The sequence below is a fragment of the Kamptonema animale CS-326 genome, from assembly GCF_028330895.1.
Taxonomy (GTDB): Bacteria; Cyanobacteriota; Cyanobacteriia; order Cyanobacteriales; family Microcoleaceae; genus Kamptonema; species Kamptonema formosum.
Window position 1 is genome coordinate 1 of the sequence record NZ_JAQMUA010000270.1, and the last position, 14,716, is coordinate 14,716.

The following is a 14,716-nucleotide window of genomic DNA, read 5'->3' on the forward strand; positions in this document are numbered from 1 at the left end:
AATCGCCTAGTCTCTGCGATTGCTTCGCTTCGCTCGCAATGACAAATATTTAAAATGACAAGTATTTAACCGGACATGATATAACAACTAACAACTAACAACTAACAACTAACAACTAACAACTAACAACTAACAATTACTCCCATTCAATAGTTCCAGGCGGCTTAGAAGTAATATCATAAACCACGCGGTTAACTCCTTTCACCTCATTAACAATCCGATTTGAGACAGTTTCCAGAAAATCGTAAGGTACTCGTGCCCAATCAGCAGTCATCCCATCTTCACTCTTCACTAAACGCAGAACAATGGGGTAAGCATAAGTGCGTTGATCCCCCATAACGCCAACACTGCGGACTGGTAATAAAACCGCAAAAGCTTGCCAAAGTTCGCTATACATTCCCTGGCGATTAATTTCTTGGCGGACGATGAAATCAGCATCTCGCAAAATATTTAAACGTTCTGCTGTCACTTCTCCTAAAATCCGAATTGCTAAACCAGGGCCGGGGAAAGGATGGCGATTGACAATTTCTTCTGGTAATCCAATGGAACGACCGAGTTTTCGGACTTCATCTTTGAATAGTTTTCGCAAAGGTTCAATTAGCTTAAACCGCAAATCTTTAGGTAAACCACCGACGTTATGATGGCTCTTAATCTTAACAGCAACTCGCTCTCCTGTTTTGGGGTCTACGTTAGTATCAGCAGATTCAATTACATCTGGATAAAGAGTACCTTGAGCGAGATAATCGAAGGGGCCGAGACGCTTAGATTCTTCTTCAAATACTTGGATAAATTCGTGACCGATGTGCTTGCGTTTAACTTCTGGATCGGTAACACCTGCAATTTTAGCAAGGAAGCGATCGCGCGCATTTACATACTGCACGTCGATGTGGAACTGTTCGTGAAATAACTTTACTAACCTTTCTGGCTCATACTTTCGCATGAAACCCTGATCGATAAACATACAAGTCAATTGAGCGCCGATCGCTTTATGCAGCAAGAAAGCTAAAGTGGAAGAATCCACGCCGCCAGATAAAGCCAGCAAAACCCGTTTGTCTCCAACTCTGGCACGGATTTCGCGAATTGATTCCTCGACAAAAGCTTCTGTTGTCCAAGTCGGTTCGCAGTCACAAATATGGTAGACAAAATTGCGAATTAAAGCTAAACCGCCAATGGAGTGAACTACTTCTGGGTGAAACTGAACGCCATAAAGCTTTTTATCGTAATTCGCGATCGCAGCACTAGGAGTATTATCCGTATGAGCGAGCACTTCAAACCCTGCGGGTAATTCAACGCAACTATCGCCGTGACTCATCCACATTGTTGCGCCATCTTCCACATTAGTCAGCAAGTCTGTAGGATCGTTAATTGATAGGGAAGCCTTGCCATATTCTGCTCGTTTGGCCCGTTCAACTTTCCCACCTAATTGCTTTACCATTAACTGCATTCCATAGCAAACACCCAAAACTGGGATGCCTAAATTCCAGATTTCTGGATCGCAGTGGGGAGCTCCTTCGTCATAAACAGAACTAGGGCCGCCAGAAAGGATAATTCCTTTGGGATTGAGAGTAGCTAACTGCTGTGCGGTAGTGCGGTAAGATATTACTTCTGAATAAACTTGAGTTTCGCGGATGCGACGAGCAATTAGCTCTGAATATTGCGAACCAAAGTCTAGAATTACTAGCATTTGGCGGTTGACTTGCCCGATTTCAGGGTTGTCTGCGGGCGCTTCAGTTTGTATTTGGGAAGTCACGGTTAGTGTTTAATTGGTAGATGGTGATAGTTAATAGTTAACGGTTAACGGTTAACGGTTAACGGTTAACGGTTAACGGTTAATGGTTAACTGTTAACTTTTATGAGATATTTACATTAGATTAACAAATCTTAGACAAAAGTGTATCGCCCATTTCACTTTTGAGGATGATTTTGCGATCGCGACCGAAAAGTACCGAACCAATGGTAAGATGACGCTGGCAGTGAGTGAAGATATAGTCTGAGGATCTTTGGTCAATTTGAGAGGCGATCGCACCGTAAACCCGCTCTACCCAATTACTGCCCGTATTCTCATCGAGAGTTCGCAATTTTTGCAGTCCATCTTCGGCTGTAACGCAAGCAAAAATTTCTGTACAAACCGCAGCCGGTAGTCCTGAATTTACACAATAAGCCGTAAGTATTTCTCGCCGCCCATCAGCAAGATGATGGTGAGTGTGAAAAATTCCCCCCGCCAATTTCATCAATTTGCCGTGATAACCAAATAGCAAAACTGACTTCAAGCCTTGCACTCCAGCCTCTACGAGCATTGGCCCCAACCAGTTAGCCGTTTTTACTAACCTTTCTGGGTTAATACCTAATTGAGTCGCTAAGTCTAAACCGTTTTCACCAATACAGAAGACTAAAGAATCAAAGCGATCGGCTTTTTTCTGCAATTCTGAGCGGAAATCATCCAATTGACCCGGCGCACTCAGCGGTTGAGAAATGCCCGTAGTGCCAAGCAGAGAAAGCCCTTCAACAACGCCGAAAGCCTCGTTAGAGGTACGTGCCGCCAATTGGCGACCTTCGGGGAGAATAATAGTAACAGTAATTTTTTCTCCTGGTTGTAGCGATCGTCTTAAATTTTCCTGCAATAATTGCCGAGCATAGCTGTAAATCGCCGCCTCTCCCCCTTCTTGGCGATAACCTATCCCCTCACCGCCCACAATCACTATCTCTTCTTCCCCAGTTGCCAATTCCACCATCGCCCAAACAGGAGTATTGCGAGTGAGATCGAGATTATCTCCCGGATCGGAGCGAGTTACAGCCAAAGCCGTACCTGGTTTGAGAAATGCTACCTGCTCTACGGGAATTTCTGCTGCGATCGCAGGTTGAATTAAATCTACTGATACGGTATCGACGGATGAAATATCTTTATGCAAATAGCGCAGCGCAGCCAGTGCAGCAGCACAGGCAAAAACTGGCAGTGTATATCCCGATCGAGGTTTAGTATTTGTCATAGTTTATATTCACAATATAGTCGCCTTCCTTTGAGCCGGAAATCCAATATAAACAGAAGATCGCGGCAATATTTAACCGGCAAAGGCATGAATACTCTTTCTATCGCATTTAATTTTGGACTATATGGTGATTGAAAAATTAGTAAAATGTTGTCGAAAATTTTGAGATTGCTACTACGATCAAACCTACAATTATCTAATTGAACAACATTTAAATTATCTGGATATTCCTGGGTTAACCGCTCTAAGAATATTTGAAAACATAGACCATCTAGATGTGAAAATTCTTAGCCTATACTTTCTCCTATTTGCGGAGCTACCGCCCCAGATAAAGTCGGTCAAGCTACAACAGGAGACTAGCTAGTTATTAATAAAATGAGAACCCATCGCTTACACTAAGCGATCTGCCCAAAAGCGCGATCGCGCTCTAAACCTTAAATTTGATGGGGGTGGAGGGACTTGAACCCACACGACCGTTTCGGGTCAACGGATTTTAAGTCCGTAGCGTCTACCATTCCGCCACACCCCCTTTTGTGAAGCTGCTATGGGATTAATCCATTTGCAACCACAGTCTTTCATTCTACAGCCAAACACTAAAATTACGCAAGGCCTAATCTAAAATTTCCCAAAAGCTACACTGTATCCCCCCAAGCAGTACAATAATCATTCAGCATCAAGGATAAGCGATCGCGCCTATCCCGTTACCGGGTGTCAATATCCCCTAAAATCAACATCATGTATATTACCCTACTGCTGTACGCCGCCCTCGCGGGAGCCTATCTCCTAGTAGTACCCGCCCTCACCTACGCCTACCTCAATAATCGCTGGTACGTCGCTAGTTCCATAGAGCGCGGCTTCATGTACTTTATGCTATCCTTCTTCTTCCCAGGAATGTTACTCCTGGCCCCATTCTTGAACTTTCGCCCCAAACGGCGGCAAATTGAAGCTTAAATGCGACGTATAGACGTAATTGCAATCAGTCTCGGCATTTTCGCAGCAGGGGGAGTAGCCTACCTGCTGCTACAATTCGCCGGCCTCGACAGCCTCAACGCAGGTATCTGGAGTCAAGTCTTTTTAGTTGGCGGCTTAATTGGTTGGCTACTCACCTATTTATTCCGAGCACTAACTCAAAATATGACTTACAGCCAACAACTCAAAGACTACGAAGAAGCAGTCTTACAGAAGCGGTTAGAAGAACTTACGCCCGAAGAATTAGCCAAAATTCAAGCAGAAATTGAGCAAGAAAAAGCTAATGGCTAATGGCTAATGGCTAATGGCTAATGGCTAATAGCTAATGGCTAATAAGCTGTTACGCATTTAACTTGTGTATGTCTCAAAGCTTGGTATTCAGTAGTAGAGGTATCCTACCTGTGGATTTAGACAATTTATATGCTTAACATCTTAGCTAATAGCAATTAAGCAGTAGGCAAAAAAGTTTTTTCCAAATTTAACACTAATTAGCGATTAGCGATTACAAATTAGCAATTAGCCATTAGCAATTAGCCATTAGCAATTAGCAATTACCAATTACCAATTACCAATTACCAATTACCAATGACAATTTCCCAATGTTTTAAAGACCTTCGCAGCCAAGGCAAATGTGCTTTAATTCCATTCATCACGGCCGGCGACCCCGACTTAGAAACTACTGCTAAAGCACTGCAAATCTTAGATGAAAACGGTGCAGATATAATTGAACTCGGAGTTCCTTACTCAGATCCCCTAGCTGATGGCCCCGTAATTCAAGCGGCCGCTACTCGTGCTTTAGAACGGGGAACTAAACTAGATTCCGTATTAGCAATGGTCGAAAAAGTTTCGCCAAAACTGCGATCGCCAATTATTCTATTCACTTACTATAACCCCATTTTATACCGAGGGATAGATACATTTTTGCAGCAAGTTAAAAAGGCTGGAGCTCAGGGGCTAGTTGTTCCTGACTTACCACTGGAAGAAGCCGAAAGTTTGTTAGCACCTGCTAGTAAAATGGGCATTGAAGTGGTTTTATTAGTTGCCCCAACCAGTCCCAAAGACCGAATCAAAGCGATCGCACAGCAATCTCAAGGATTCATTTACCTAGTTAGCGTCACAGGCGTTACCGGCGTGCGTTCCGGGTTAGAGGGACGAGTACAAGACTTACTGCAAGAGCTCCGTAGCGTCACCGATAAACCCATTGGCATTGGTTTTGGCATTTCCGCACCGGAACACGCGCGGCAAGTGCAACAATGGGGAGCAGATGCGGCAATTGTGGGTAGTGCCTTTGTCAAGCGTTTAGCTGATGGTACACCGGAACAGGGATTAGATGCGATCGCGCATTTCTGCCAGAGTCTCAAAGCAGCAATTACAAATAATTAGACCCAGTGTAAAATTTGTCTGCCATTAGACAGATGTCTTCGATCGCGATCGCCCTCCAAAATCGCGATCGAAGACATTGTTTTACTTGAAAGGATTAATCCTTCATCCTTCTGGTTCGCGAACCGAAGTTTTTTTACTAGCAATTACGCCTAATTGTTTGTAATTAGGACTTACGCACGATCGCAGTACGGCCGTCATCTTGGCGGTAAATATACCGCCTTCGCGGGCGGCGTTATGGATACTTTTGCGTTCCTGTGTAATGTCACCCTCTGGCGGTACAAGAACTCACCATAACGCAGCGTTACATTATAACTAGGTAATCAGTAGGTAAGCCCTGAGAATGTAACTTGAGACAGATGAAGAATTTATCATTTTATTTGTAGGCTATAAAAGTGCTCAAATATCTGGTTTAGCAATGCTAAGCATCTGGAAATTCCCATAGAAATAGAAATTCAAAGGGAATGCGAGCGTTTTACAAAAAAATGGAGAATTGTTATGAACAGATTAATAGAGACCATCAAAAAGATTCGAGTCGTACAAATTTTTACCGCTTTTATGGCTGGAGTTCTACTGTTAGTCAGCACTGCCTGTAATAGTCCTGATGTATTAGCAAAAACTGCCGATCGGGTGAGAGAAGAAGTTCCTTCAGAGGCGAGGACATCTGAATTTAAAGGCGGAATGAACGACTATAAAGATACTGACCCCAGAGATAAAGGAAATGTTTCCGCAGCAGAAGCCAAAGCTCAGATGCTCAAAGATAGTGCGGAACGTCGTATCACTACCAAAGCTAGTAACAATGTACCTGAAAATATTCGGCGTGTAGGCGACGAAGGCCAAGATAAGCTGGATGAAATTGGTCAAAAGCTGGATGAAAATAAGGACGCTTTCGGACGCAAAGCTAAGGAGTTTGCGGACAATACTAAGCAAGGAATGGAGAATATTAAGGACAATACTCGCCGGGGTATAGAGGGAGCAAAAGATTTCGCTAATGAAGCGACTAACGGAGCAACAGATAAGGTTGATGAAGGTGCTAACACCCTTAAATCTAAAGTCAGTCAAGGCGTAGAAAATGTTAAGCGCGCAGCCGACAGAGCTACTAACTAAGTAGTGGGAGAAGTGGGTGCTGCTTCCCAAGAGTATTGACGGAAAGAGAAAATAGTTGCAGCGCCCACTTGAGTGGGCTTTTTCATGGTTAATCGTTTTGAAAATGCCAGTGCGAAACTGCTAGGCGATGAACTTCTCGCCAACTAATATGATGAAGTTTTGCTAGTTTGGCACAATCTTCATATTCTGGCTGCACGTTAGTAATACGAGCGCCATCTTTGGCAACTTTTACCCGCACTTCCCCCCACTCTGTCTGTACTTTTTGAATTTCTCGCTGTAAAATTGTTCTCAGTTGAGTTGAGCGGCGAATGCCTAAAGTTGTAGTTTCGCGAAAAATAACGGTTTCGCAATTTTGCTGAGATTCAGGATGACAAATCGCAGTCAGCAGTACGCCCAAACGAGATTTTTTCATCACAATTGGCTGAGTAAAGACATCGACAGCGCCAACGGCAAATAAAGCATCGAAGATATATGCGATCGCTTGCGGACTAAGATCGTCAATTTGGGTTTCCAGCACACAAATAACTTCTTGGGAATTAGCTAAATTCCCTCTTCCTTCTTCCTTCTTCCTTCTTCCCTCTTCCTTCTTCCTTCTTCCTTCTTCCTTCTTCCTTTTTCCTTCTGTCTTCTCCCCTATCCACAACCGCAAAATATTAGGAATCGGCAATTGGCGGGAACCCGCACCTAAACCAATTTGGTGAAGATTCATTGACGGCGGCGGGCCAAAACTTTTACAGAGAGTAACTGCGATCGCGCTTCCCGTCGGCGTACATAACTCCCGATCGATTTCATTACTGTAAACTGGTACTTGCCGCATTTCCCACAACTTCAAAACCGCAGGTGTAGGTACTGCTAAGCGCCCGTGTGCGGCCCAGACTGTACCCCCACCAGTAGGCAAAGCGGAACAGTATAATTCGTCAATATCTAACCAGTCTAACCCCAAACAAGTACCCACAATATCAACGATCGCATCAGTCGCTCCCACTTCGTGAAAATGAACCTCTTCTGGGGCGATACCATGTACAGCACCTTCCGCTTCTGCTAGTTTCCGAAATACTGCTAAACTCCAAATTTCCGCGCGTTTTGGCAACCCTGCACCGGCTATCATTTGCTCAATTTCGGGCAAATGGCGGTGTTGAGTGTGGGGGGTTGGTGACTCTGACTCGGTATGATGGTGGGAATGAGCCTCGCTACGATCGCGATCGTGGTGATGGTGGTGTGAAAAAGTTGGCGCTTCTGTTTCCGAAGGATCTAATGCTGAGTCAGAATTAGGGTTTTCCGCTGCAACTTTGGCAGTTTCCGAAGATAAACTTAGATCGACATAAACTTTAGTTGCCTGTTGGGTATTGCGGTGAACTCTTTCTACTCTTAAGTTATATTCCTGGGAGATGCCTAGTAAATTGAGTTTGGCAATCAGGTATTCTATAGGAACACCTGCATGGACAAGAGCACCCAGGCACATATCACCCGCGATGCCAGTTGGACATTCAAAATATGCTATTTTGTTCATGGTTAGTTGTTAATTATTGGTGGTTGGTTAGTGGTTAGTGGTTAGTGGTTAGTGGTTTGGGTCGGATAATAACTAATAATTAACCATTGATGCTAATTCTGCTGAATAAATCTGCATAGAACTGACTTACACCTCTGATAGTAACCGCCAAGGAATTAGATAAATATCCGTAACGCCGCCTTCTAGGCGGTATCTTACCGACTAGAAGGCGGCGTTACGTGAGTCTCAAACTAATAGAGATTGCTCTATCCGTCTTGGCGAGTGCCATATCCTGCTAAATTTGATGTGGACTAAAACCCAGAAAAATGTTATCACAACAATCAACAAATAACAACCAACAAATAACAACTAACAAATAACAACTAACAAACAACAAATCAAATAATGGCTGAGATTTATCAAGTACATCCAGAAACACCGCAAAAAGAGAAGATCGAGAAGATTAAAAAATCCTTGCAAGCCGGGGCTGTCATGCTTTATCCTACTGATACAGTCTACGCAATCGGCTGCGATCTTAATGTTAAGTCCGCAGTGGAACGGGTAAGGCAGATCAAGCATTTATCTAATGATAAACCTTTGACATTCCTATGTCCTTCTCTGTCGAATATTGCTCAATATGCTGTCGTTAGCGATTCTGGCTACCGCACGATTAAGCGGTTAATTCCAGGGCCCTACACCTTCTTATTGCCAGCAACTAAGTTAGTGCCTCGATTGGTGATGGAACCTAAGCGCAAAACTACAGGTATTCGCGTCCCAGATCAAAAATTTTGCTTAGCACTGTTAGAGGCTTTAGGAAATCCGATTATTTCTACTTCTGCTCATATTACTAATGATGATGAGGGAAAAGCACCCGCAGCAGCATTAGCAACTGAAGAAAACTTTGGCAAGGCAGAATTATTTGATTCTCTGGAAAAGTTGGTGGATATAATTGTTGATGATACCTCGGAAACAAGATATCAGGTTTCTACGATTATCGATCTAACAAAAGATAAGCCTAGTATTGTCAGGCGCGGACTGGGATGGGAGGCGGTAGCTAATTGGGCGGAGGAATAGGTAGCTATAAGGTCGAGTATTGAATACAAATTAGAGTGGGTAATTTTATAAAAATTACCCACTCTAATTGTTAACGCTCTACTTTCACACCTTTCCAAAAGGCGATATGACCTGTAATATTTTTAGCTGCTTCTTTTGGGGTGGGATAGTACCAAGCAGCGTCTTTGTTGACTTCGCCATCGACTTCGATGCTGTAGTAACTCGCTACTCCTTTCCAACCGCAGGTAGTGTGGGTGCTACTTTCTTTGAAATATTCGCGGTTTATGGTGTCGGGGGGGAAGTAATAGTTATTTTCTACAACTTCGCAAGCGTCGCTTTCGGCTAAGACTGCTCCGTTCCAAGTAGCTTTTGGCATGGGTTACTCCAGTTAATTATCTTAGATTTTAGATTATTAGGGCTGTTTGTGCTCTTTTAAGCATAAAATAATGAGGAAGTCAACGACAACTATTGTAAATGTCAGCGCTACTACCGCCAACTTTTACCCAACCGCGATCGCTGGAACAGGCACTCAAACATTTTTTTGGGTACGACTCTTTTCGTCCTGGGCAGCGGGAAATTGTCGAAGCAGCTCTCTCTAAGCGGGATATGCTGATTGTGATGCCGACTGGCGGCGGTAAGTCGCTGTGTTTTCAATTACCGGCACTGTTAAAACCAGGCTTGACTGTGGTGGTGTCGCCCTTAATTGCCCTGATGCAAGACCAGGTAGAATCGCTGAGGGATAATGGGATTGGGGCAACTTTTCTCAATAGCACTCTTTCTTTGATGGAGACGCGATCGCGAGAAGCTGCGATTCTAGATGGTAAAATTAAACTGCTTTATGTTGCCCCGGAACGTTTGCTCAGCGAGCGTTTTTTGCCCTTTCTAGACCAGGTAGCCGCGAGTTTGGGGATTTCGGCCTTTGCGATCGATGAGGCTCACTGCGTCTCGGAATGGGGTCACGACTTCCGACCAGATTATCGGCAAATATTGCAGGTGCGCGATCGCTATCCCCATATTCCGATTATGGCACTAACTGCTACGGCGACCGATCGCGTCCGCCTTGATATTATGCAGCAGTTAGCTCTTAGAGAACCTTATATCCACGTCGCCAGCTTCAACCGCCCCAATTTATATTACGAAGTTCGAGCCAAAACTAAGCACAGTTTTGCTGAATTATTACAGATAATTGACAAAAATGGCGGCTCAGGGATTATCTACTGCCTCAGCCGCAAAAATGTTGATGAACTTGCCTATAAACTTCAGCAAGTTGGGATTTCTGCCTTACCTTACCATGCAGGCTTAAACGATAGCGATCGCACCAGCAATCAAACCCGCTTCATCCGCGATGACGTGCAAATTATGGTAGCGACAGTTGCCTTTGGCATGGGTATTAATAAACCTGACGTGCGTTTTGTTGTCCATTACAATTTGCCGCGCAATTTAGAAGGATATTATCAAGAATCAGGACGCGCCGGCAGAGATGGAGAACCGGCCCAATGTATTTTATTTCTCGGTTATGGCGATCGCAAAACTATAGAATATTTAATCGAACAAAAACCCGATCCTCAAGAACAAAGAATTGCCACGCAACAGTTCCGCCGAGTTATAGATTACGCTGAAGCTTCCGACTGTCGCCGCACCATTCAATTAAGTTATTTTGGAGAAGAATTTCCGGGAAATTGCAGCCAATGCGATAACTGTCGCAATCAAAAACCATTAGAAGACTGGACTATTGAGGCGATGAAATTCCTTTCTGGCGTAGCGAGATGCAAAGAAAGATTTGGCATGAATCATATTATTGAGGTGCTGCGAGGTTCTAAAAGTCAAAAAGTTTTACAATACGGACATGATAAGCTTTCTACCTACGGAATTGGGAAAGAAAAAAGCGCTGAAGATTGGAAAATGTTAGCGCGATCTCTGCTGCATCAAGGTTTACTAGATGAAACAACAGACGGCTATCCTGTATTAAAATTAAATGCTAGAAGTTGGGAAGTAATGAAACGTCAGCGGACTGTGGAAATTGCCGTTGTTCGCAAACAGGAAGTGCAGGGAGTTCAACGCTATTCAGCAGCAGAAGGAGAGATATTATTTGGGGTATTGCGTAAACTTAGAAAACAAATCGCCGACGAGCAATTTGTGCCACCTTATGTGGTATTTCCTGATTCTAGTTTACGGGCAATGGCAGAACAACGCCCTCAAACTTTAAATGAATTTGCAAAAATTTCTGGGGTAGGAACACGCAAGCGAGATAAGTATGGTAAACAGTTTATTGAGGCAATTCGTGAGTATTGTGAAGAACAAGGAATACCAACGGTATCGACACCTTTAACTGGTTCAAATATTCCCAATCAGCCATCTCATACTCAGATGCTAACCTTACAATTACATCAGCAAGGTTTAACTGTGGACGTAATCGCTGAGGTTCGCGATATTCGTGCTACCAGAGTTGTGACTCATTTAGCTGAGTTAATAGAAATGAATCAAGAAGTTGATATAAATCAGTTGGTAGATTTGGAGAGTCAGCAAGCTATTATTACAGCAATTGAGCTAGTGGGCGATCGTTCTTTAACACCAATTTATCAACTTTTAGGTGAGAAGTATACTTATGATGAAATTAAGTTAGTGCGGGCCTGGTTGCGGCGAAATAATTCATAAACTTAGCTCTAATGCGACAGCATTACAAAGAGTATTTGAATAGTATTATCTTTACAGTAGAGGAATATGAGAATTAAAAAAGTATCATTTTGTAACCATGAATTAGATTGGCAATTTGAACCCATACATTTCTCTGATCTTGCTTTGCTAGTTGGTGTATCGGGGGTTGGTAAAACTCAAATTCTTAAAGGAATTTTCAGTTTAAAGGAGATAGCTAATGGCAAGTCCTTAAATGGATTAGCCTGGGATATTACATTTTTAACAAAAAATGAGGTTGAGTACCAATGGATAGGAGAATTTGAAACTCAAAAACAACCTGGAGTAATTTCTGAAGATCAAGATGAAAGCAGTAGATTTAAAATCATTTGTGAAAAATTATGGAGAAATGGCGATCTAATTATAGAAAGAACCCCTCATGAAATTCAATTCCAAGGAAAAATTACACCAAAGCTATCACCATTTCAAAGCGTAGTTCATATATTAAATCAGGAAGACAAAATTGCCCCAGTTCAAAAAGGTTTTAATAAAATTATATACAGCGAACATTATAGCTCACTCAATGCTGTTCATAGCATATCTTGTAGGGCAGTAGCCGATCTAAAGAAAGAGAATTTACCGTTATATAAAATTAAAGACAGTAATATGCCAATCCCCCTAAAATTGGCTTTAATTTATCAGCACCATTCATTTTTTTTTAAGAAGGTCATAAAAGCTAGTTTTATAGCCATATTTCCTCAAATAGAAAATATTAAAATAGAGCTAATAGAAGATGAAAATCATCCATTTTTTCTAGACTTCCCTGTGCAAATTAAAGAAAAAGGAGTTAATAAGTGGATATTGCAAAACAACATTTCTTCAGGGATGTTAAAAACACTCATTCATATTAGTGAACTCATCTTAGCACCTGAAGAAAGTGTAATTGTTATCGATGAGTTTGAAAATAGTTTAGGTGTTAACTGTATTCATGTTGTCACTGCTTCATTACTAAAAAACGAAAGTCTGCAATTCATTCTCACCAGTCATCACCCATATATTATCAATAACATTGCAATGGAATACTGGAAAATAGTAACTCGCCGAGGTGGCGTAGTAACGGTAAGAGATGCCAAGGATTTTAATTTGGGAAAATCTAGACATCAGGCATTTCTGCAATTGATTAATCTAGAAGAGTATAGCGAAGGAATAAAAGTTTAATGAATTTGTATTTTCTTGTGGGATGTATTAAAACCATTTTATTTAGATCAGTTAGTGGCAATAATTCAACAGGGGCCTCAACATTTGACTAGCTTCAGGTATTTTATCGATTTTTGTAATACAATTAGATCGCAATTACAAAACTAATTAAACTTTTAATTACCTATGACTAACCCCACCGCAACTTTACTAATTTCTTGTCCAGATCGACGCGGACTTGTTGCTAAATTTGCCAACTTCATCTATGGACATAATGGGAATATTATCCACGCCGATCAACACACAGACTTTGCGGCTGGACTGTTCCTTACTAGGATAGAATGGCAATTAGAAGGATTTGATTTATCCAGAGAAGAAATAGCACCCGCTTTCAGTGCGATCGCGCAACCCCTCGAAGCTAACTGGCAACTACACTTTTCCGATACAATACGGCGAATGGCTATTTGGGTAAGCCGCCAAGACCATTGTTTGTTAGATTTGATTTGGCGACAACAATCTCAAGAACTTTTAGCGGAAATTCCTTTAATTATCAGCAACCATCCCAACTTAAAGCCAATTGCCGATCGGTGTGGTGCAGATTTCTACCATATTCCGATTAGCAAAGATAGCAAATCCGAACAGGAAGCCCAACATTTAAAATTATTAAATCAGTATAACATAGATTTAGTTGTACTAGCTAAATATATGCAGATTTTGAGTGCTGAATTTATTGCTAATTTCCCCAAAATTATCAACATTCATCACTCATTTTTGCCCGCTTTTGTCGGCGCAAAACCTTACGAACGCGCCTATGAACGAGGAGTAAAGATTATCGGCGCAACTGCACATTATGTGACATCAGACTTAGATGCAGGGCCGATTATAGAGCAAGATGTCGAGCGAGTTAGTCACCGAGATGAAGTCTCAGACTTAATTCGCAAAGGCAAAGATTTAGAGCGAATAGTGCTAGCAAGAGCAGTGCGATCGCACTTGCGAAACCGTGTCTTAGTTTATGGGAATAAGACAGTTGTATTTGAGTGAGGAGAGCCAATAAAATATTTTAATAGTAAAACTAAAGCTATTTTTCAACAGCCGGGGGTGTAAAGCGAATTTCGATACGTCTCCTAGTGGGATCGGGAGTGCGATCGCTTGGGGCGTATTCTCCAGTCGGTAAAAATAGTTGTGCTGCTGAATAAGCGCGGAATTTTAAACCTTGTAGCTGACCTGTTTTTTGTTGAACTGCTTGCAAATTTTTGACTACTGCTAAAGCCCGCATTAATCCTAAATCTGCATTAGAACCGGCTTTTAAATTACTGACAGATTCATTGCCAATGGCTACATTTTCTAAAGTTTGATCGAGATTGCTAATCGGTGCTACTGTTTCTTGACCGTCAGTATGACCAATTATTTCTACAACATAGCCGGGATATTGCTTGGCAAAACTTTCAAGTTGATTGACTACATTGTTATCGATAAATAAACGCAGACCCTCTGGTAAATCCGCTCGTCCGGCTTCAAATTTAAGAGGGCGTTTTTCAGAATCTATATCGGAGTCTTTAATGATAATTAAAGGTGGAGATTGTAAACTTTCTATTTTTTGTTGAAGTCCTTTAATTTCATTTTCTTTTTCATTAAGATAATTATTTTTTAGCTGGAATTCGGATTTTGAACTATTAAGTATTTGCGTAATCTCTGCGATTTCTCTTTGAGCTTTAGCCAGTTGGTCACTTGTATTTTCTGCGGTTGATTTTAAGAAGACAGATTTGACTAAAGCTAACAAGAGAAATAAATTGATAATCATAAAGGCGTTAGACATCAAATCTGTAAAAGCAGGCCAGATATTGAGGTCTTCATCGGAATCTGTGGAACGATCGCGGCGACGCATAATTTAAAGTTCTCAGTT

At 42.0% G+C, this 14,716-nt stretch carries 13 protein-coding genes and 1 tRNA gene; 8 read left to right on the plus strand and 6 right to left on the minus strand.

Annotated features, from left to right (window positions below; all coding sequences use genetic code 11):
- Window positions 1–136 precede the first annotated feature (136 nt).
- The 3 genes from guaA to PN499_RS15520 form a co-directional block, all read right to left on the minus strand.
- Complete coding sequence (gene guaA, locus PN499_RS15510) at window positions 137–1,684, minus strand: glutamine-hydrolyzing GMP synthase (protein WP_272032936.1); 1,548 nt, start codon at window positions 1,682–1,684, stop codon at window positions 137–139.
- A 187-nt stretch (window positions 1,685–1,871) separates the two neighbouring features.
- Window positions 1,872–2,987 (minus strand): cobalt-precorrin-5B (C(1))-methyltransferase CbiD, encoded by a 1,116-nt coding sequence (gene cbiD / locus PN499_RS15515; RefSeq protein ID WP_272032891.1) that lies wholly within the window; start codon window positions 2,985–2,987, stop codon window positions 1,872–1,874.
- A gap of 444 nt (window positions 2,988–3,431) precedes the next feature.
- A tRNA-Leu gene (locus PN499_RS15520) sits at window positions 3,432–3,516 on the minus strand.
- A 206-nt stretch (window positions 3,517–3,722) separates the two neighbouring features.
- Here PN499_RS15520 and ndhL point away from each other — a divergent pair.
- From ndhL to PN499_RS15540, 4 genes are all read left to right on the plus strand, one after another.
- A complete protein-coding gene (ndhL, locus tag PN499_RS15525) occupies window positions 3,723–3,938 on the plus strand; it encodes an NAD(P)H-quinone oxidoreductase subunit L (RefSeq protein WP_272032892.1) in 216 nt (71 codons plus the stop codon).
- Window positions 3,939–4,247, plus strand: a complete 309-nt coding sequence (locus PN499_RS15530; protein ID WP_272032893.1) for a DUF3007 family protein — start codon at window positions 3,939–3,941, stop codon at window positions 4,245–4,247.
- A gap of 294 nt (window positions 4,248–4,541) precedes the next feature.
- Window positions 4,542–5,339 (plus strand): tryptophan synthase subunit alpha, encoded by a 798-nt coding sequence (gene trpA / locus PN499_RS15535; protein WP_272032894.1) that lies wholly within the window; start codon window positions 4,542–4,544, stop codon window positions 5,337–5,339.
- 495 nt (window positions 5,340–5,834) lie between these two features.
- Complete coding sequence (locus tag PN499_RS15540; protein ID WP_272032895.1) at window positions 5,835–6,443, plus strand: DUF6658 family protein; 609 nt, start codon at window positions 5,835–5,837, stop codon at window positions 6,441–6,443.
- A gap of 88 nt (window positions 6,444–6,531) precedes the next feature.
- Here PN499_RS15540 and larC read toward each other — a convergent pair whose 3' ends face one another.
- A complete protein-coding gene (gene larC / locus PN499_RS15545) occupies window positions 6,532–7,953 on the minus strand; it encodes a nickel pincer cofactor biosynthesis protein LarC (RefSeq protein WP_272032896.1) in 1,422 nt (473 codons plus the stop codon).
- Window positions 7,954–8,337: 384 nt separating this feature from the next.
- Between larC and PN499_RS15550 the strand changes: the two genes are divergently transcribed.
- Entirely contained in the window at window positions 8,338–9,006 is a 669-nt protein-coding gene (locus tag PN499_RS15550) for an L-threonylcarbamoyladenylate synthase (protein WP_272032898.1), read from the plus strand.
- Window positions 9,007–9,076: 70 nt separating this feature from the next.
- Here PN499_RS15550 and PN499_RS15555 read toward each other — a convergent pair whose 3' ends face one another.
- A complete protein-coding gene (locus PN499_RS15555) occupies window positions 9,077–9,361 on the minus strand; it encodes a DUF427 domain-containing protein (RefSeq protein ID WP_272032899.1) in 285 nt (94 codons plus the stop codon).
- Window positions 9,362–9,459: 98 nt separating this feature from the next.
- Here PN499_RS15555 and recQ point away from each other — a divergent pair, with 98 nt between their 5' ends.
- The 3 genes from recQ to purU all read left to right on the plus strand — a co-directional run bounded on the left by recQ (window position 9,460) and on the right by purU (window position 13,854).
- On the plus strand, window positions 9,460–11,640 hold the full coding sequence (recQ, locus tag PN499_RS15560) for a DNA helicase RecQ (protein WP_272032900.1): 2,181 nt from the start codon (window positions 9,460–9,462) through the stop codon (window positions 11,638–11,640).
- Between the two features lie 66 nt (window positions 11,641–11,706).
- Window positions 11,707–12,834, plus strand: coding sequence for an AAA family ATPase (locus PN499_RS15565; protein WP_272032901.1), 1,128 nt, complete (start codon window positions 11,707–11,709; stop codon window positions 12,832–12,834).
- 165 nt (window positions 12,835–12,999) lie between these two features.
- Window positions 13,000–13,854 carry a formyltetrahydrofolate deformylase gene (gene purU / locus PN499_RS15570; RefSeq protein WP_272032903.1) on the plus strand — a complete coding sequence of 285 codons (855 nt, stop codon included), beginning with the start codon at window positions 13,000–13,002 and terminating at the stop codon, window positions 13,852–13,854.
- Window positions 13,855–13,891: 37 nt separating this feature from the next.
- Here purU and PN499_RS15575 read toward each other — a convergent pair whose 3' ends face one another.
- Entirely contained in the window at window positions 13,892–14,698 is an 807-nt protein-coding gene (locus tag PN499_RS15575; protein ID WP_272032904.1) for a hypothetical protein, read from the minus strand.
- Window positions 14,699–14,716: the final 18 nt, after the last annotated feature.

Bases quoted from the DNA above. Each gene is read 5' to 3' on its own strand.
- guaA (WP_272032936.1), bottom strand. From the start codon at position 1,684: ATGCTAGTAATTCTAGACTTTGGTTCGCAATATTCAGAGCTAATTGCT.
- cbiD (WP_272032891.1), bottom strand. From the start codon at position 2,987: ATGACAAATACTAAACCTCGATCGGGATATACACTGCCAGTTTTTGCC.
- ndhL (WP_272032892.1), top strand. From the start codon at position 3,723: ATGTATATTACCCTACTGCTGTACGCCGCCCTCGCGGGAGCCTATCTC.
- PN499_RS15530 (WP_272032893.1), top strand. From the start codon at position 3,939: ATGCGACGTATAGACGTAATTGCAATCAGTCTCGGCATTTTCGCAGCA.
- trpA (WP_272032894.1), top strand. From the start codon at position 4,542: ATGACAATTTCCCAATGTTTTAAAGACCTTCGCAGCCAAGGCAAATGT.
- PN499_RS15540 (WP_272032895.1), top strand. From the start codon at position 5,835: ATGAACAGATTAATAGAGACCATCAAAAAGATTCGAGTCGTACAAATT.
- larC (WP_272032896.1), bottom strand. From the start codon at position 7,953: ATGAACAAAATAGCATATTTTGAATGTCCAACTGGCATCGCGGGTGAT.
- PN499_RS15550 (WP_272032898.1), top strand. From the start codon at position 8,338: ATGGCTGAGATTTATCAAGTACATCCAGAAACACCGCAAAAAGAGAAG.
- PN499_RS15555 (WP_272032899.1), bottom strand. From the start codon at position 9,361: ATGCCAAAAGCTACTTGGAACGGAGCAGTCTTAGCCGAAAGCGACGCT.
- recQ (WP_272032900.1), top strand. From the start codon at position 9,460: ATGTCAGCGCTACTACCGCCAACTTTTACCCAACCGCGATCGCTGGAA.
- PN499_RS15565 (WP_272032901.1), top strand. From the start codon at position 11,707: ATGAGAATTAAAAAAGTATCATTTTGTAACCATGAATTAGATTGGCAA.
- purU (WP_272032903.1), top strand. From the start codon at position 13,000: ATGACTAACCCCACCGCAACTTTACTAATTTCTTGTCCAGATCGACGC.
- PN499_RS15575 (WP_272032904.1), bottom strand. From the start codon at position 14,698: ATGCGTCGCCGCGATCGTTCCACAGATTCCGATGAAGACCTCAATATC.